Origin of the sequence: Pseudoalteromonas luteoviolacea (genome assembly GCF_021654285.1) — a bacterium.
GTDB lineage: Bacteria > Pseudomonadota > Gammaproteobacteria > Enterobacterales > Alteromonadaceae > Pseudoalteromonas > Pseudoalteromonas luteoviolacea_J.
In genome coordinates, this window is the sequence record NZ_JAKFZS010000038.1 from 1 (window position 1) to 16,648 (window position 16,648).

Consider the following 16,648-nt stretch of genomic DNA (forward strand, 5'->3'; position numbering starts at 1 on the left):
CTGAAACCCCCGCCAAATCAGGGCTGGTGAAAAAAAACACAAAAAGATTAAAAAATAACTTGCCTTTGTTCGCGATTGCGAACATACTTAATTCGAAGCTTACGCAACGGTGCGAAGCAACTCTAAAGAGAGATTAAACAATGACTACATCTAAAACATTCGAACAAGCTCAGAAGTTCTACACTGAAAATAAAGAAGCGCTCTTAAATGTAATGCTTGAAGAGTTCACAGGTTCTATAGACTTCCAAGAAGAATACAATCAAGTCGCTGTCTGGTTTGATGGCTTTGTTATCTGTTATCAAGACAGCGATATGAACGGAGATGGCAAAGGTGAGCCGCACTGGGATAACGATGGCGCAAACTCAGGTCTTGATGATTTACTGGATATTTTAAAGCTAGATGAAAGATTTACAAAATTAGTTGCTAGCGAAGAGTATTGGGAAAATGAGTATTTGAGAACTTTAATCAATGATTTTTGCTCTAAATACGCAGAGGCAAACGATATAGAGTCAATGTTGTCAAACGAAGATTAATTATATTAAAGCGGCTACGGCCGCTTTTTATATGGAGTATTCATGAGTTGGTCAAAACTAAACAATTTTGAATTACAAGCATTGCGTAAATTGCTGTGCCTTGATGTAAGTGAAGCGGCGGAACTTATCGGGGGTGTGACAAACAGAACATGGCAATATTGGGAAGTTGGAAGAAATGAAATACCTTGCGAAATAGACTATGAGATGTACGGACTTACTTCGCTTCGTAATCAGTTAATAGATAAATCTGTAGAAGAGGTCGAACTCGGAGACTTAGGTCCTTTGCGTTGGTATCACATGTTCGAGCCAAAAAATGGCGAGCGCAAAGACGGCCATATTTATTTTATTGATGACTATCCAGCATGCAATAAAGTGCACTGGCGCCTACACCAAAGCGTTCTTGCTTACCTGTTTGCTGAAGGTGGTGAAGTCGAGCTTGATGCAAACGCCCCATTAAATAAAGAAAGCTATATTTATAAGTGGTTTAATTTCCTTACTGATGAGCAGCTAGAAGATGCGAAAAACGAAGAAATCTTTCGTCAAAAAGGGATTATCGATTAGGTTATGGGTGACATTAAGCAGGAACGAAAAGAGGTGTACAAAGAAGTAGTTAACCACTTTGATGTACACACCTCTGTTTTAATGAAAATACATAATGTAAGTAAAAACGTCATTGAAAAATGGCTGTATGTTGAAAACAGATACCCACCATTTGAAGCGCTGCTTGAGCTTAATCATCTTTTGATTAGGCTAAAATTAGGCCCAGTTAAAAGCCTTGAGCGATTGACGAAAAGACCTATTCACCGAATTAATCAGTACTTAAGTCAATTGGAAAGTTCACCTGTGCCAGGTGGAGTTTTTGAACCTAAACAGAGAGTGACTGAACGGTATTATGAATACGCAGGGGAAGTGATTCAGTTCGATGAAATTCGCAGAAAGCTAAGCTTATCAATCTCTCATCAAACAATAAATAAACGCATTATTGCGGCGGATGTTGAGGTTGGACAATCTATCGATCATGTCGATTTCACTGATCATGGCAGGCGAGGGCCTAAACCCACACTATATATATACAAAGGTATAAAAGCTACAACCGACGATATATCTGATTTGTCTAAAATCGGTATAAAAACGGTTTGTAACATTTGCCAAAACTCAAATTCAGGCGATGATGTAACTCACCTTATTAATGATTATATTTTGCAGTTGGATCGCCAGCCTGCTTATCAAAGGTATGGACTATCAGTCACAGAGTACAATCGGCTTTATAGAAAAATCAGAATTTTAAAGTCTAAAAATGTCAGTATTTCAGTTAAAGACATCGTGGAAAAGGCTGCTGAACTAGGTTTTTCATCAAATGACTATGATGTAATTATTGAAGATGGCGAAGTCGTGACAGCAGACAGTATAAGTATAACTGTGAGGCATGCTTATTTTTTAAATGGTCAACCAACTTCAATTCATGGACTATGCGGTGCCTCAAGCTTTTCAAGAAAGCGAGTAAAGGAGTATTTAGAAGTCAATCAAGTAACACTAGGCTCAGAAGTTGACCTTGAACATATGAAACAGTTCTTTGCTCATCAAGATGCCGAAAATAAATATATAAATAAATATGTTTATAACGGTGAATTACTCACAAAATCTGAAATCGCAAGAAGAACAAACAGAGATCCCAGTTCTTTTACTCGTCCTTTTCAGCAGCTTTCGGATGGTGACGATGTAACTGAGTTAGTTGACAATCTAGGTAGAAAAAAGCGGAATGCGGAGTTTATTTTTAATGGTGAAAGCATGACTCGAAGCGCTATAGCTCAGCGCTTAGGAATTGACTACACTGTGATAGTTAACAAGATGGCTTATTACAAAGTTAAGGCTGGTAACGATGTGACCGAGCTACTTTCTCACTTAGCCGAAAAAGAAGAAAGCAGGACCTAGAGCCACGCTTTCTTTGTCTATATTGGAATATTTATAACTGTTAGTCGTCATTTAAAAGGCAACTCAATTTAGCTTAAGCGGGACTTAAATAAACGACCCGCTCTAAACATACGAACTGAACTTGTAACAACACCCTCAAAGCTAAAATCGTCACAGTCATTAATTTGCACTGGTGGGTATTCTGGTGACGCAGATAACAAACGACCATTTTTAAAATCCAGTATTTTACATACGAACTCGCGATTATAAGACGCAACAATCACATCGCCTTCTTGTGGGCGCGTACTTCGGTCAATAATAAGTAAGTCACCATCAAAGATACCTACGCCCTGCATTGAGCTTCCAGAGGCCATGCCGATAAAAGTAGCGCCTGCATTTGGCATCACTAAGCTATCAATGCCTTGTTCAATTTCTGTGTACTCAGCAGCGCCGTGACCGAAACCTGTGATTCCAGCGCTCGCTTTGATGGGGATTACTTTCATACGTTACCTATACTGTTTATATATACAGTATATATCTATAGGTTGAGGTAAAGCAATAATTGGTGGGTTTGATTGATGCTTTTGTAGTAGGTAGGCATAATTGGCTGCATCACTGAAAAGGACTATATTATGAGCCAAAAAGAGCAGGACCAAACCGACATAGCACAACAAGAAAAGAAAACTTTGCAAGTCATCATTACATCTGTGAAGTTTATTATCCCAATGGTATTGGCTGTGTTGTTACTTACTTATTTTTTAAACTTTAATGGTAGCTTTGGCAATCAAGGGGATTTTGGTGCTTTTGGTGACTTTATTGGTGGGATATTAAATCCAATCCTCACGTTCTTAACAATTGTTATTCTGGTTTACTCTATTCGTTTACAAGTCAAGGAGTTAGAGTTAACTCGAAACGAGATTAAAGAAACTAAAGATATTCACCGTGATAATTTATTGCTCGCTCATGAAAACCTAAAAGCTCAAGAGAAGCAATACGCATTAGAAGTACTTACTGAAAAGATTAAATCTAAGTTGGTGCGAATCGATGAGTTATTGTTAAGCGACATTCAAGCTGAAAATCTATCAAAGACAATAGATTTAGCGTCCGTAGGAGAAACTGATAAAGTTCAAATAAAGCTACCTAGCAACCTCAAGCAATTAAATAAGAATACACCTGAACGAACATTACGATACTTCGAGAGCGATTATCTGCAAGACTACTATTTTCATATGAGTATAAACCTTAGGCTAATGGTATCACCAATAGAGGATATTGATGATTGTATTGCTTATTTAGATAGTATGAAAATGGATCGCATACTGTTAGATGACGTCAGTTTGAACAAGTTGTTTGTGGATATTAAAGTGTTATGCATGACTGTGCGATTAGTGGTTGATTGGGAGTTAGCGAAACCTCGCAAGACAGTTGAAATTAATAAGCATATAAGAGGTTTGCATGATCATCTAAAGGCCTTGGAAGTCTCTATTGATAACTTGCAAGAAAGGCTTAACCCCACACCCAAGCCGCCCCATATGAAAAGCACACCTTTTAAAGTCGATTGATACCATTGGGACATATATGGGACATGAATTTAAAGAGTTTGAAAGAAGCTCAAAGAATCACCACAAAAAATACCTATACTTTACAGTCAGTTAAAAAAGACAAAAGAGCCCAAAAAGGCTCTTTGTATTCGGCTTCAAAATGCCGTTCTAATTAGAAGCGAATTAACTTCTAACTTATCTATAGCGGCTTTTATTTGTCATTTGCAAATTATGAAGACTTCTTCTTCAAGCCGCTATATTATTCCAATTACATCAAGCAGTAAGATAAATTGGAATGCGCATCTCAAAACTTCTTTTTCCAAATAATTTTAAATACGTTCTTTATGCATCTTTGGTAATGGTTATCTTGATGTTTGTAGACTCGTTAGGGTTGCCTGTCGATAAGCTAGGTATTATTCCTCTAAATCAATATCGCCTTACAGGCATTCTCACAGCGCCTTTTGTACACGATTCTTGGTCACATTTGAGTGGGAATCTAGTGGGTTTGTTTATTTGTAGCTATTTAGCTAGTCGCTTACCCAAGTTTGAGACTGCCAGTTTGAGTATAATGCTATTAACTGGGTTGTTTGTTTGGTTATTTGCAGGTAGCGGCAATCATATCGGTGCTTCGGGTATTGTTATGGGGTATTATGGTTTCTTGATTGGTTTGGCCTTTTTTCAACGAAACTTACTAAGTGTGATCAGTTTAGCTTTATTAGCTGCAGCTACTTACTATGCAAATATCAATTTCCTCGGTACATTATTTGATTTTTCTGAAAATATTAGTAGCGAAAGTCACTTATTTGGGTTTTTAAGTGGTGTATTCACCGCTTATTTTTTGAGAGTTAAGAAACAAAAAAATAGTAAGCCCCAAAAATATTCGAATAAAGAGTGAGCATTCAATGATGATTTTTGAACGCTTGGCAGTGACGCTACTTTGATAACTTTCAATCAAGCGCGTGATGACTTATGATCTCATTTTAAAGATAGAAGTAATTGGTGTTGAACACCTAACTTGAGGAAATATGCAGTTATCACCTAAATTAGCGGCTTTAGTAGAAGCGCTAAGATGCTTACCGGGGATTGGACCTAAATCTGCTCAACGTATTGCGTTTCATTTATTGGAAAGAGACAGAGAAGGTGGCTCTCAATTAGGTAATTGTCTAACAGAAGCAATGCAAGATATTGGACACTGTGAGTCGTGCCGTACTTTTTCTGAAACGCCAATTTGTGATATTTGTAGCAGTGTAAAGCGTCAAGACACAGGGCTGCTCTGCATTGTTGAGTCGCCAACGGATGTATTAGCTATCGAGCAAACAGGCCAATATACTGGCTTATATTTTGTGTTAATGGGGCATTTATCTCCTCTCGATGGTATTGGTCCGCAAGAGATTGGCTTGGACAAATTGCAACTGACTTTACAAAAAGGACAAATAGAAGAGGTTATCTTGGCTACAAACCCCACCGTAGAAGGGGAGGCAACTGCACATTACATCGCTGAGTTATGCAGTAACTTAAATGTAAAAGCATCGCGAATTGCGCATGGTATGCCTGTCGGTGGAGAGCTTGACTTAGTAGACGGTATGACATTGATGCATGCATTTTCAGGTAGAAAGATACTGTAATATATACATATTTTGTTAGCCTTTTGTCTAATTCAGATGTATTTTTGAACGGTATTGTATTAATTAACGTCTTTTGGTTAGGTTTGTTTAAAAGTTGTAAAATTAAAAGTTGCAATTAAGTTTAGAGAAATTTATTATCGAGTAGCTGATAGTTTTTACATGATTAGATGGCCAAAAATTTGTTATTTGACCTTATCTTCTTGGTTTTTATAGATACATTATCGTTAAATAACAACCAAAAGTGCTGCTCTAATCCTCTATCTTATCTGGATATATAAGGTTTTCATTGTGATAATGCTCATCGCCGCTACATTGCTTTATATTATTGTTATCGCTATCTGTATTTCAGTGATAATTAAAGGACATAGTTTAAATTTTATTGAGAGAAAAATAAAAAAAGCGGTTGTACAAAACAAAGCTTCTACAGAAAAAGAAATTACCGAAAAGGACTACCATCAAGCATATGAGATAGTTGATGATCTTGCTGTTGTATTGGAATGTGATAATGATATGGTTAAATACAATGGCGTAAAGAGCGTTTTTAAGCGTGTTGAGGCGTTCAGAAATCAAAAGCATGATAACTTAAGTCAGCGACATTCACTGGATGATGTAGCGAAGAAGCCTATTGAACAAAAGAAAGCCAGTTTATGGGTAGTTAAATAATATTATTATGCCTAGTAGAATTAAACTCTGTTATATAAATGAAGTTTTTCATGAGATTAAGTATATGTGAGGTCGATTCTTTTAGTATTCAAACGTAGCAATGCCATGACAAACCTCTGGCAATGCTTACGTTTGTGTATTTAAAACAATAGTTTAACTGTATGAATGAATTGATAGGTATAATAGATTGGATCTTAACTGGATTTGGCTGTTTTATAGTATTTAGTTTCTTTTACCTTTTTAAAGAGCGTTGGGTACAGCTTGTTTTTGCTGGTAATAAAAGTTTAAAAAGCAAATCTGATCATGAGTTACATTCTTGTTTCTTGACCACATTAACAACTGTTGCCATTTTTATCCTGTTTCAGCAACTTTTAGATTTTTTACTTGATTTGCAAATTGATGAATTAGTTAGAAGGCAAATATTTTATTTTATTGCAGCATGTGGTAGTGCATCTTTTATTATTGCATTGACTTTGTTACATGCTATTAGGGAGTGTACTTTTTCACAGGATGCAAGGTATGCCTGCTATTTGTCATATACAGCTATGATTATAAAAACCTTCCAGCTCGTCCTTCACGGATATTTAGATATTGAATGGTCTGCTCCGTACTATATGGTTTCTATATTGATACTTAACACTGCGCAATGCGTTTTAGTTGCTAAATACCCATTTAATTTCTTTATGCAGCGTAAGTATACAAGGGAGTACTAGTATGTCGTTTCTGATCGTTATTTTACTGATACATTGCCTTGTTATTTGCTTTATTCTTGCCTCGATTATTAATGGTCATAACTTGAATACGTTAGAAGAAAAAACAAGAAGCTTATTTATCAAGCCTAACTCAGATGAAGGGGTACCTGAGGAGCTCTATGATGAAGCGTACGAGATAGTTATGGATTTAGGGAAAGCGTTAGAAATCGATAACGATATGACAAAACATGATGCTGTTCAGTTGGCGCTTAAGCGCGTTGAAGATTTTAGAGATGAATCTAAGGACTATCAATTAAAGCCATCTGATGAAGAGCATCAGCACGCAAATTTAAAAGTTGTAAAATAAGTGTATTATTAAAAAATCATTGGTGCATTTATCTGGGCATTAATTTATATACATTAACCAGCCTTTTTATTTTGAATATCAGTTTGTTTATCAAGAAACGGCTCCAAGTCACGAAGTAAAATTTTTCCACAACTCTCAAAATTAACTTCTTTTCCTGTTTTAAACCAACCTAAGTGGCAAATAAACAATAGACTTTCTTTTATTGTCTTAATGAATTGTGTTTCAAAATCTTTGTTATACGATTGGGTTATATTTTCATGTGTTACATTCTGGTTAGATGTGGTCGCATTGGGGCGCTGCTCACCAGTGATTAACCAATGTGCGTGGTTTTCTGTTAACGGGTGTGAAAAAAACTTTTCAATTACTGATAAAGTCGGCTCTCGCTCTCCCTTTTCGTACTTACGATAAGAGGCTGTAGGTATATCTAATATTTCAGAAAAACTGATTTGAGATTCTTCTAAAGAAACCCTTAGTTGTTTCAATCTTGTTGCAAAAGATGTTGACATATAACCCAATCCGATCAATTATTTACTCAGTTGACCCAGATAGCGTACATTAAATGTAACTAGTTGTCTAATTGGGTCGGGGTTAATTTTAATCATTTTTTCTGACGTGTGGCTTAAATATAAGCTTTCATAAAGTCCTGTGTGTTTTGGCAATATGTCAGAGTAGTGATGTAATAATATGGATATGTTATGAGTATAATCTCTAGAAATGAGCGCTCTCGTAGAGCCCAAACACAAGATGCAAAGCGCTATATTCAAATGACGATACGTAGAATGCGTCAAGATATGAACTTAACTCAAGCGCAATTAGGTAAAAGCTTGGTTACTCCTGTTGATCAGGCGACCATATCTAACTGGGAATCTGGTAAAACTGAATTATCGGCTTCTCAGTTGTTAGATGTGATGATGTTGTTTGGCAAGCCTAATTTCTTAATGTTACTTGAGCAGTGTGATGTTCAGAGCAATACATTTGAAGACAAGAGAAGCGCGTAACTCCCCCAGACTCTAGACTAATTTGTGTACTGTGCTTGTTTATAAAAAGGTGCAGTACCAATAAGCGAGTGTTTATCTCTAAGCTTTCATAAAGAAGAACACAATCTGAAAAAAATCTACTCTTCCCCCTTGAAATATAACGCCACAGCACAATATATCTTTTCATATTACGATTAACAGGTTAAAACCTGAGTACCCAATAGATTAGGATATAGTCGATGTCTGATATTAAAAACAAAGAAAATCACCAGTTTGGAACAGATGTAGGTAAACTATTAAACCTTATGATCCACTCTTTATACTCTAATAAAGAGATATTCTTACGTGAGTTAGTGTCTAATGCCTCTGATGCGGCAGATAAGTTGCGTTATTTGGCCCTGCAAAATGGTGATTTGTATGAAGGGGATGCTGAACTTAAAGTAAGAGTAAGTGCTGATAAAGATGCTAATACGGTTACCATTTCTGACAATGGTATCGGGATGACTCGTGATGAAGTGATCAATTCTTTGGGCACAATTGCTAAGTCAGGCACCGCTGAGTTTTTCCAAAATTTAACAGGCGATCAGGCTAAAGATTCTCAGTTAATTGGTCAGTTTGGTGTTGGCTTTTACTCTGCGTTTATTGTTGCCGATGAGGTTACTGTCCGTACTCGCAAAGCTGGAGAGCAATCTGCGATTGAATGGCAATCTAAAGGTGAAGGTGAGTACAGCTTAGTCGAAATTGAAAAGGCAGAGCGTGGTACTGAAATTGTGTTACACCTTCGCGAAGATGAAAATGAGTTCTTAGATGAATTCCGTTTGCGTTCAATCATTACTAAGTATTCAGACCATATTTCGATTCCTGTTGAAATGTTTAAAGCGCCAGTGCCTGAGTCAGAAGGCCCTGACGGTGAAAAGGTTGAAGCTCAACCTGGTGAGTGGGAAGCGATTAACAAAGCGACAGCGCTTTGGACGCGTGACAAATCAGAGGTATCTGAAGACGAATACAAAGAATTTTACAAGCATGTTGGCCATGACTGGGAAGAGCCTTTAACCTGGGCTCACAACAAAGTAGAAGGAAAGACTGAGTACACAAGTTTACTTTATATCCCTAAGAAAGCGCCTTTTGATCTTTGGAATAGAGACCGTCAAACAGGTCTAAAACTGTATGTTCAGCGTGTCTTTATTATGGATGATGCTGAGCAGTTTATGCCAAGCTATTTGCGATTTGTTAAAGGTCTGCTTGATTCTAACGATCTACCGCTTAACGTATCGCGTGAAATTCTTCAAGATAATAAGATAACCCAAGCTATCCGTAAAGGCTGTACATCACGTGTGCTTAAAATGCTAGACAGAATGGGTAAGAACAAAGCTGAGGAATATCAGACTTTCTGGAATGAGTTTGGTCAGGTTATCAAAGAAGGCCCTGCTGAAGATGCAGCAAACAAAGAAGCTATCGCAAAATTACTTCGCTTTAGTTCAACACATACGGATGAGAGCACTCAAAACGTATCTTTAGCGCAGTACATTGAACGTATGCAAGAAGGTCAAGATAAGATTTATTATGTTGTTGCAGATAGCTTTGCTACAGCTAAAAGCTCTCCACATCTTGAGATTTTCCGTAAGAAAGGCATTGAAGTTCTACTTATGTCAGACCGTGTTGATGAGTGGATGATGGGACACCTAACAGAGTTTGAAGGTAAGCAGTTCCAGTCTATTACTCGCGGTGATTTAGATTTAGGTAACCTAGAAGACGAAGAATCTAAAAAAGCGCAAGAAGAGAGCGAGAAAGAAGTCGCAGGTCTTGTTGAGCGTATCACCGCGTCATTAGGTGATAAGGTAAAAGAAGTTCGATTTACGCATCGCCTGACAGATTCACCAGCGTGTGTGGTTGTTGATGATCATGATATGAGTTCTCAGATGCAAAAGTTGATGGAATCAATTGGTCAATCTGCTCCAGAGAGTAAGCCTATCTTCGAGCTTAACCCAGAGCATCAATTGGTTAAGCATTTAAATGATGAGCAAGATGAAGATAAATTTGCGCAGTGGTCTGAAGTACTTCTTGACCAAGCATTGCTTGCAGAGCGTGGTAGCCTAAAAGATCCGGTTGGGTTTGTAACGCGCTTGAACAAATTAATGCTAGATCTTAGTAAATAGCAGACAAAGAGATAATTGTTTAAAGCAGATTTTAGTTGAAAGAGTGCTTTTTCATTACAGGGGCTAGTTAGCCCCATCGATCTAAATAAAAGAGCCAGCATTTGCTGGCTCTTTTATTTAGTATTGAAAACGCTTGAACTAAAGTGTTTTCAAGGTGTCTATCACTTCTTGATAATTTGGTTCAGAAGCTAAATTACTTATTAGTTGCTTGTATTTTACTTTGTGATCTTTATCTAGGATAAATACGGCTCTGCTTAATAAGCCCATATCTTTAATCAATAAACCATATTGCTCCCCGAAATTGCGCCACACCGCATCAGAAAGTGTTTGGACTTTATCGACATTTTCTTGTTTACAAAATCGTTTTTGAGCAAAAGGCAAATCGGTACTTATTGTTAGCATTGCAATATTCGGATAGTTACTTGCAACTTTTTCATTAAAGTACTTAGTTTGCAAACTACAAATGCCGGTATCTAAGCTTGGTACTACACTGATTAAAACAGCTTGCCCTTCAAATTGAGAAAGCGTAACAGGCGTAAAATCAGCATTGACGACTTTAAAATTAGGCGCTTGATCACCTGTTGCTACACCTGAACCAAGTAGGGTTACAGGTTTGCCGCCAGCTGTGACTTTTCCTTTATCAAGTTGGTTCTCACCAAGGGATGCACTGGCAGAAAAGCAGCTCAGTGCGAATATGGTTGTAGTAATAAAGGGGACTTTACGCATAACGTATTCCTTTTTAAATTTTTCGCAATTCACGACAGTGTATTATACTGATTTTATATAACCAAGCTTTGGTAGTAATTTGGATTGTAAATTAATCATGCATTGATTAACATATTTAATCTGAATACTGCTGTTTGATAACTATAATTAGAATTTTGGGTAGTGCACCCAATAGATAGAGAGCTTTTATGTCTACACCCGTCCTAATCTGTGATGATTCAAAACTTGCAAGAAGGCAGCTCGCGCGTTCTTTACCTGACGATTGGGACATCAAAGTAGAGTTTGCAGAACATGGATTGGATTGTATTGAAAAAATTAAACAAATCTCGCCTGAAATATTATTTTTAGACCTTAATATGCCACATATGGACGGGTATGAAGTACTGCAAGCAATTCAAGAGCAAGACTTAAATGTACTGACTGTCGTGGTATCAGGAGATATTCAGCCTAACGCCCATCAGCGAGTCATGGAACTCGGTGCCATAGACTTTATTAGAAAGCCTTGTGATGCTAAAAAGTTGGAAGAAATAATCACACAGCATGGTATTAAAGATAAGGCGATCCGAGAAAGTTTAGTGCATAAACTGGGTGAGCAAGTTGAGCCTGAATTACGTGACATTTACCAAGAAATAGCGAATGTTGCGATGGGGCAGGCCGGTGATTTACTTGCAAGGTTACTCAATGTGTTCGTGGAACTGCCAATACCTAATGTAAACGTTCTCGAGGTCAATGAACTGCACATGGCACTGCAAGCCATAGATGCAAATGCCTCTACATCTGGCGTTTGCCAAGGGTTTATTGGCGGCGGGGTTTCAGGAGAGGCACTGCTGCTGTTAAATGACTCTAGTTTCAAAGAAATTGCATCTTTGATGAAGTATGACGGGGAGTTAAACCAGAAGGTTGAGCTGGAATTACTAATGGACATTAGTAATATCTTGATCGGTGCAATTCTAACTGGGTTATCTAAGCAATTAGACATGCCTTTTAGTCAAGGGCACCCCGTTGTTCTTGGTCAGCACTGTGAAGTATCTGAGTTGGTTAAGGCCAACAAATCAAGGTGGCAGAGGACATTGGCAATAGAAATTAGCTACGGAATTGAACACCATAATATTAACTGCGATTTGATGTTGCTGTTCACAGAAGACTCTCTGAAGACGTTGAGATACAAAGTCGCATACTTATTAGAAGATTAGAATTATGCCTGCATCTGATTTTGATATGAATGAAATCCATTGGTTAATGGATATGTTTAACACGGTAGATGTTGGGTTAGTTGTTTTAGACAGAGACTATCGCGTGTGTGTTTGGAACGGCTTTATGGAAAATCACTCTGGTCTATTGCCCAGTGCAGTAAAAGACAAAGATGTTTTTGATTTATTTCCCAGCATTGATGAGTCCTGGTTTCGTGGAAAAGCCGAGCCTGTTTTTGTGCTGAAAAACCGCTCATTTACTATTTGGGAGCAGCAACCTTATATCTTCAAGTTTAAAAATTATCGGCCAATAACAGGCAAGGCCGAGTATATGTACCAAAACGCAACATTTATCCCTCTTACCACTTTGACAGGGGAAGTGGGACATATCTGTGTGATTCTGTATGATGTTACTGACGAAGCGATGAATAAGCTTGAGTTAGAAAAAGCCAATAAAACATTAGAAGAAATGAGTCGTACAGATGCTTTGACGAAGTTATCCAATCGAGGATATTGGGAAGAATGCTCAAGAACTGAATTCAAGCGATTAAAGCGTAATCATGGTACAAGTTGCCTGCTTATGTTTGATATCGACTTCTTTAAAAAAATTAACGATGTATACGGTCACAGTGGCGGTGATGAGGCGATACGGCATATTTCTGATCTGTTGAAAAAGACATTACGTGAAACCGATGTTGCTGGTAGGTATGGTGGCGAAGAATTCGCGGTGACTCTTGTCGATACTGACGCTGATGGCGCATTGATTTTTGCAGAGCGACTTCGTAGCATGATAGAAAACTCTGTTATTTACTATGATAGTAAAGAAATTAAGTTGACCGTGAGCTTGGGTATTGCTTGTTATCATGATGCGTTTGAAAAGCATGAACAATGGATTGAAGCAACGGATACTGCACTGTACCAGTCAAAGGAGACAGGCAGAAATAAAGTTACTGTGTATGACCCCAGCATGTCACAGTAGTTAATTATTTTAAGCATCATATCACAGTTAATATTTAACGAGGTTACGTCGTAGTTTTTATTTTTAAAGAACTACGACGGTCGAAAAGTTACTTACATTCAATGTTATGATACCAGTTCTTCCCTACTTTAGCTTTATGGTGACGAGGTAGAAATCACAATGCTAGACTAGTGGAACCGCACTTGAATTATCAACACAAAGCGTGTTTTCCCTATAGGTGTGCGCTATGAAGAATGTTATTTATTGATTGCTGTGAATGTTTGTTATTTTGGCGTATAAGCAAGCTATTTTCTAATTTTTAATGTCTATAAAAGTTTTTAAGTTCAATGCTGCTTTTTGAAGTGCTAGGCATGGTCACTTGAATGACATCAAATGAACCATTGATTAAAAAGTGTGGTAGCAGGTTACTAAAAGTAGACTTACAATACAGTTGTATCAAAGTATATGTATTGTAAGTCCGTTTTGATTTAATCGCTGTCAGTGCTTGCTGGCGGGCATTGACCTAGTGTATTTATACTTCCATCATCTTCTACTTGTTCAAGCCTTACCTCAAAGCCCCAGAGCCTGTATAAATGCTTGAGTACTTCTATCTTCGATTCTGCTAGTGGAATTTTATCTTGAGGCACATATCTTAAAGTTAAAGATCTATCGCCGCGTACATCTACTTTGTACACTTGGATATTCGGCTCGTTATTACTGAGGTTATAATGCGCAGATAGACTATTTCTTACTTTCTGGTAGCCAGCTTCATCATGGATAGCCTTCACCTCTAAGTGAGGAGATGACTCTTTGTCCAATATTGTAAATAACTTAAAGTCACGAATGATTTTTGGCGATAAAAACTGACTAACAAAACTTTCGTCTTTAAAGTTTTCCATCGCGAAATGAAGTGTATCTAACCAGTCTTTACCTGCGAATTCAGGAAACCACTCTTTGTCTTCTGCAGTTGGGTTTTCGCAAATACGCCGGATATCAACCATCATATTGAATCCAAGTGCATAGGGGTTTATGCCCGAATAAAACTTACTATTATAGGGCGGTTGGTAAACCACATTGGTATGACTTTGCAAAAATTCCAACATAAACGCATCACTTAACTTACCCTCATCATATAAATGATTAAGGATGGTGTAATGCCAAAAAGTAGCCCAGCCTTCATTCATGACTTGCGTTTGTCTTTGTGGGTAAAAGTATTGAGAGATCTTTCTTACGATCCGAATGATCTCTCGCTGCCAAGATTCCAGTAACGGTGCATTTTTCTCTATGAAGTACAGTATATTTTCTTGAGGCTCAGAAGGGAATTGAGGTAAATCTTCAGTGTTTTCTTGCTTACTTTGTGGAATTGTTTTCCAAAGCTCATTAACCTGAGATTGCAAATAATCTTCACGCTCTTTTTGCCGCTTCTGTTCTTCAAACAAAGAAATTTGCTGTGGGCGTTTGTACCTATCAACACCATAATTCATTAATGCGTGACATGAGTCTAGTAAGTTCTCGACTTCCTCTATGCCATACTTTTGCTCACACTCTGCGACATAGTTTTTGGCGAATACTAGGTAGTCGATTATCGAAGAGGCATCAGTCCATGTTTTAAATAGATAGTTGCCTTTGAAAAAAGAATTGTGTCCATAGCAAGCATGCGCCATCACCAATGCTTGCATTGGCATAGTGTTTTCTTCCATCAAATATGCAATACAGGGATCAGAATTAATGACAATTTCATACGCAAGTCCCATTTGACCACGCTTGTAATTTTGCTCAGTTTGAATAAACTTTTTGCCATAAGACCAATGTGCGTAACCGATCGGCATACCTACACTTGAGTAGGCATCCATCATCTGCTCAGCGGTGATTACTTCGATTTGATTAGGGTAGGTATCAAGTCGATAGTGCTCGGCAACACGAGCAATCTCGGCTTGATATACCTCTAATCTTTCAAAAGTCCAGTCTGGACCATCATTCAAAGGGTTATAGGTCATTAGCGCTTCCCCTCCTGTTTATGCTGCACCTTGCTGTTTTTGGCGATTCTTTTTAAAGAGCTCTCTAAAGATAGGGTAGATATCTTCTACGGAGCGTATGTGCTGCATAGCAAAATTGTTATAGGCCGCAGATAATCCTTGATACTCTCTCCAAAGGCTCTGATGTGCTCTCGTTGTTATCTCGATGTAAGCGTAATAACGCACTACTTTAAGGAGCTTATTTGCAAGAATATCAGTACAGTGAGGAGAGTCATCTGCCCAATTGTCCCCATCAGATGCTTGTGCTGCATAAATGTTCCAATCACCTTGGGAATACCTCTCAGCGACGATTTCGTCCATTAGTTTTAATGCGCTGGATACTATGGTGCCGCCTGTTTCCTGAGAATAAAAGAACTCTTGTTCATCCACTTCTTTTGCTTGTGTATGGTGACGAATATACACAACCTCAATGTCTTTGTAGGTTCGAGTCAAGAACTGATAAAGCAAAATATAAAAGCGTTTTGCCATATCTTTAGTTGCTTGGTCCATTGAACCTGATACATCCATCAAACAAAACATAACGGCTTTGCTGGTGGGGTGTGGGCGTTTTTCATAGTTTCTAAATCTGAGATCGTAATTATCAATGAAAGGCACAGCGGCAATGCGCCTTCTTAAAGTCTCGATCTCTGCTTCAAGTGTCTCTATTTTGTGCTGTGGTGGCACTGGCTCAGCCAATAATGCTTCAAGCTCTTCTTCGAGCTCCTTTAGCTTGTTACGTTTACTGGCTGTCATTGCTATTCGTCTTGCGATAGAGCCTTTTAACGAGCGAACAATATCCAGGTTACTGGGCATGCCATCGTTGCAAAACCCAGCTCGGTGCGTTTTCATTTGTACCAGTTTATCAAGTTGGCTCTTTTGTAAGTTGGGTAACTCCAAATCTTCAAACAACAGATCAAGATATTCGTCTTTAGATATCGAAAAGACAAAATCATCTTGTCCTTCACCTTGATCACTGGCATTGCCTTCTCCTGCACCTCCCCCTTGACCAGAGGGAGGGCGTTGTATTTTGTCGCCAGTACTAAACTGATCGTTACCAGGGTGTATATGCTCACGGTTTCCACCTTTACCTTGATGGAACACAGGTTCACTAATATCACGTTGCGGTATCGATATACTCTCGCCGCTACTAATATCTGTCACACTACGTTTATTAATAGCATCTGACACCGCTTCTTTAATTTGCTTTTTATAGCGTCTAATGAAGCGTTGCCTATTTGGCGTACTTTTATTTTTACCGTTCAATCTTCGATCGATGAAATGTGCCATTGACCAC

Annotated in this window: 18 protein-coding genes; 13 read left to right on the forward strand and 5 right to left on the reverse strand. The window is 38.1% G+C overall.

Going from position 1 to position 16,648, the window contains the following annotated elements; translation table 11 throughout:
• Positions 1–140 precede the first annotated feature (140 nt).
• From L1077_RS24140 to L1077_RS24150, 3 genes are read left to right on the forward strand one after another with little or no spacing between them, the layout of a single operon-like run.
• Positions 141–533, forward strand: a complete 393-nt coding sequence (locus L1077_RS24140) for a hypothetical protein (RefSeq protein WP_237139373.1) — start codon at positions 141–143, stop codon at positions 531–533.
• 42 nt (positions 534–575) lie between these two features.
• The gene (locus L1077_RS24145; RefSeq protein WP_237139374.1) at positions 576–1,094 is read left to right on the forward strand and encodes an Aca2/YdiL-like domain-containing protein; all 519 of its coding nucleotides are present in this window, start codon (positions 576–578) and stop codon (positions 1,092–1,094) included.
• A gap of 3 nt (positions 1,095–1,097) precedes the next feature.
• Complete coding sequence (locus tag L1077_RS24150; RefSeq protein WP_237139375.1) at positions 1,098–2,465, forward strand: hypothetical protein; 1,368 nt, start codon at positions 1,098–1,100, stop codon at positions 2,463–2,465.
• Between the two features lie 68 nt (positions 2,466–2,533).
• On the opposite strand, the gene L1077_RS24155 is transcribed toward L1077_RS24150, so the two are convergent.
• Complete coding sequence (locus L1077_RS24155) at positions 2,534–2,947, reverse strand: LexA family protein (protein WP_237139376.1); 414 nt, start codon at positions 2,945–2,947, stop codon at positions 2,534–2,536.
• Positions 2,948–3,076: 129 nt separating this feature from the next.
• Here L1077_RS24155 and L1077_RS24160 point away from each other — a divergent pair, with 129 nt between their 5' ends.
• The 6 genes from L1077_RS24160 to L1077_RS24185 all read left to right on the forward strand — a co-directional run bounded on the left by L1077_RS24160 (position 3,077) and on the right by L1077_RS24185 (position 7,332).
• Positions 3,077–4,006: a hypothetical protein gene (locus L1077_RS24160; RefSeq protein WP_237139377.1), complete on the forward strand. Its 930-nt coding sequence runs from the start codon at positions 3,077–3,079 to the stop codon at positions 4,004–4,006.
• Between the two features lie 274 nt (positions 4,007–4,280).
• Positions 4,281–4,880 carry a rhomboid family intramembrane serine protease gene (locus L1077_RS24165; RefSeq protein ID WP_237139378.1) on the forward strand — a complete coding sequence of 200 codons (600 nt, stop codon included), beginning with the start codon at positions 4,281–4,283 and terminating at the stop codon, positions 4,878–4,880.
• A gap of 130 nt (positions 4,881–5,010) precedes the next feature.
• Positions 5,011–5,610: a recombination mediator RecR gene (gene recR, locus L1077_RS24170; RefSeq protein WP_237139379.1), complete on the forward strand. Its 600-nt coding sequence runs from the start codon at positions 5,011–5,013 to the stop codon at positions 5,608–5,610.
• Positions 5,611–5,898: 288 nt separating this feature from the next.
• Positions 5,899–6,273, forward strand: coding sequence for a hypothetical protein (locus L1077_RS24175; protein WP_237139380.1), 375 nt, complete (start codon positions 5,899–5,901; stop codon positions 6,271–6,273).
• A 161-nt stretch (positions 6,274–6,434) separates the two neighbouring features.
• Positions 6,435–6,986, forward strand: coding sequence for a hypothetical protein (locus tag L1077_RS24180; protein WP_237139381.1), 552 nt, complete (start codon positions 6,435–6,437; stop codon positions 6,984–6,986).
• A gap of 1 nt (position 6,987) precedes the next feature.
• Positions 6,988–7,332, forward strand: a complete 345-nt coding sequence (locus L1077_RS24185) for a hypothetical protein (protein WP_237139382.1) — start codon at positions 6,988–6,990, stop codon at positions 7,330–7,332.
• A 53-nt stretch (positions 7,333–7,385) separates the two neighbouring features.
• Here the strand turns inward: L1077_RS24185 and L1077_RS24190 are convergent, their stop codons facing one another.
• Positions 7,386–7,838, reverse strand: a complete 453-nt coding sequence (locus L1077_RS24190; protein WP_237139383.1) for a helix-turn-helix domain-containing protein — start codon at positions 7,836–7,838, stop codon at positions 7,386–7,388.
• A gap of 189 nt (positions 7,839–8,027) precedes the next feature.
• Here L1077_RS24190 and L1077_RS24195 point away from each other — a divergent pair, with 189 nt between their 5' ends.
• Positions 8,028–8,330: a helix-turn-helix transcriptional regulator gene (locus L1077_RS24195; RefSeq protein ID WP_237139384.1), complete on the forward strand. Its 303-nt coding sequence runs from the start codon at positions 8,028–8,030 to the stop codon at positions 8,328–8,330.
• Positions 8,331–8,548: 218 nt separating this feature from the next.
• Positions 8,549–10,465, forward strand: coding sequence for a molecular chaperone HtpG (gene htpG, locus L1077_RS24200; protein ID WP_237139386.1), 1,917 nt, complete (start codon positions 8,549–8,551; stop codon positions 10,463–10,465).
• A gap of 138 nt (positions 10,466–10,603) precedes the next feature.
• On the opposite strand, the gene tpx is transcribed toward htpG, so the two are convergent.
• Entirely contained in the window at positions 10,604–11,191 is a 588-nt protein-coding gene (gene tpx / locus L1077_RS24205) for a thiol peroxidase (RefSeq protein ID WP_237139387.1), read from the reverse strand.
• A 188-nt stretch (positions 11,192–11,379) separates the two neighbouring features.
• Between tpx and L1077_RS24210 the strand changes: the two genes are divergently transcribed.
• Complete coding sequence (locus tag L1077_RS24210; RefSeq protein ID WP_237139388.1) at positions 11,380–12,384, forward strand: response regulator; 1,005 nt, start codon at positions 11,380–11,382, stop codon at positions 12,382–12,384.
• A 4-nt stretch (positions 12,385–12,388) separates the two neighbouring features.
• Positions 12,389–13,360, forward strand: coding sequence for a sensor domain-containing diguanylate cyclase (locus L1077_RS24215; protein WP_237139389.1), 972 nt, complete (start codon positions 12,389–12,391; stop codon positions 13,358–13,360).
• Positions 13,361–13,827: 467 nt separating this feature from the next.
• Here the strand turns inward: L1077_RS24215 and L1077_RS24220 are convergent, their stop codons facing one another.
• Both L1077_RS24220 and L1077_RS24225 read right to left on the reverse strand, forming a co-directional pair.
• Positions 13,828–15,336 carry a SpoVR family protein gene (locus tag L1077_RS24220; RefSeq protein ID WP_237139390.1) on the reverse strand — a complete coding sequence of 503 codons (1,509 nt, stop codon included), beginning with the start codon at positions 15,334–15,336 and terminating at the stop codon, positions 13,828–13,830.
• 18 nt (positions 15,337–15,354) lie between these two features.
• Positions 15,355–16,641: a YeaH/YhbH family protein gene (locus L1077_RS24225; protein ID WP_237139391.1), complete on the reverse strand. Its 1,287-nt coding sequence runs from the start codon at positions 16,639–16,641 to the stop codon at positions 15,355–15,357.
• Between the last annotated feature and the right edge of the window lie 7 nt (positions 16,642–16,648).

Coding starts and splice junctions, on each gene's coding strand:
- L1077_RS24220 (WP_237139390.1), bottom strand. CDS start 15,336: ATGACCTATAACCCTTTGAATGATGGTCCAGACTGGACTTTTGAAAGA.
- L1077_RS24180 (WP_237139381.1), top strand. CDS start 6,435: ATGAATGAATTGATAGGTATAATAGATTGGATCTTAACTGGATTTGGC.
- L1077_RS24215 (WP_237139389.1), top strand. CDS start 12,389: ATGCCTGCATCTGATTTTGATATGAATGAAATCCATTGGTTAATGGAT.
- L1077_RS24195 (WP_237139384.1), top strand. CDS start 8,028: ATGAGTATAATCTCTAGAAATGAGCGCTCTCGTAGAGCCCAAACACAA.
- L1077_RS24210 (WP_237139388.1), top strand. CDS start 11,380: ATGTCTACACCCGTCCTAATCTGTGATGATTCAAAACTTGCAAGAAGG.
- L1077_RS24160 (WP_237139377.1), top strand. CDS start 3,077: ATGAGCCAAAAAGAGCAGGACCAAACCGACATAGCACAACAAGAAAAG.
- L1077_RS24185 (WP_237139382.1), top strand. CDS start 6,988: ATGTCGTTTCTGATCGTTATTTTACTGATACATTGCCTTGTTATTTGC.
- L1077_RS24155 (WP_237139376.1), bottom strand. CDS start 2,947: ATGAAAGTAATCCCCATCAAAGCGAGCGCTGGAATCACAGGTTTCGGT.
- L1077_RS24190 (WP_237139383.1), bottom strand. CDS start 7,838: ATGTCAACATCTTTTGCAACAAGATTGAAACAACTAAGGGTTTCTTTA.
- L1077_RS24145 (WP_237139374.1), top strand. CDS start 576: ATGAGTTGGTCAAAACTAAACAATTTTGAATTACAAGCATTGCGTAAA.
- L1077_RS24150 (WP_237139375.1), top strand. CDS start 1,098: ATGGGTGACATTAAGCAGGAACGAAAAGAGGTGTACAAAGAAGTAGTT.
- L1077_RS24165 (WP_237139378.1), top strand. CDS start 4,281: ATGCGCATCTCAAAACTTCTTTTTCCAAATAATTTTAAATACGTTCTT.
- recR (WP_237139379.1), top strand. CDS start 5,011: ATGCAGTTATCACCTAAATTAGCGGCTTTAGTAGAAGCGCTAAGATGC.
- tpx (WP_237139387.1), bottom strand. CDS start 11,191: ATGCGTAAAGTCCCCTTTATTACTACAACCATATTCGCACTGAGCTGC.
- L1077_RS24140 (WP_237139373.1), top strand. CDS start 141: ATGACTACATCTAAAACATTCGAACAAGCTCAGAAGTTCTACACTGAA.
- htpG (WP_237139386.1), top strand. CDS start 8,549: ATGTCTGATATTAAAAACAAAGAAAATCACCAGTTTGGAACAGATGTA.
- L1077_RS24225 (WP_237139391.1), bottom strand. CDS start 16,641: ATGGCACATTTCATCGATCGAAGATTGAACGGTAAAAATAAAAGTACG.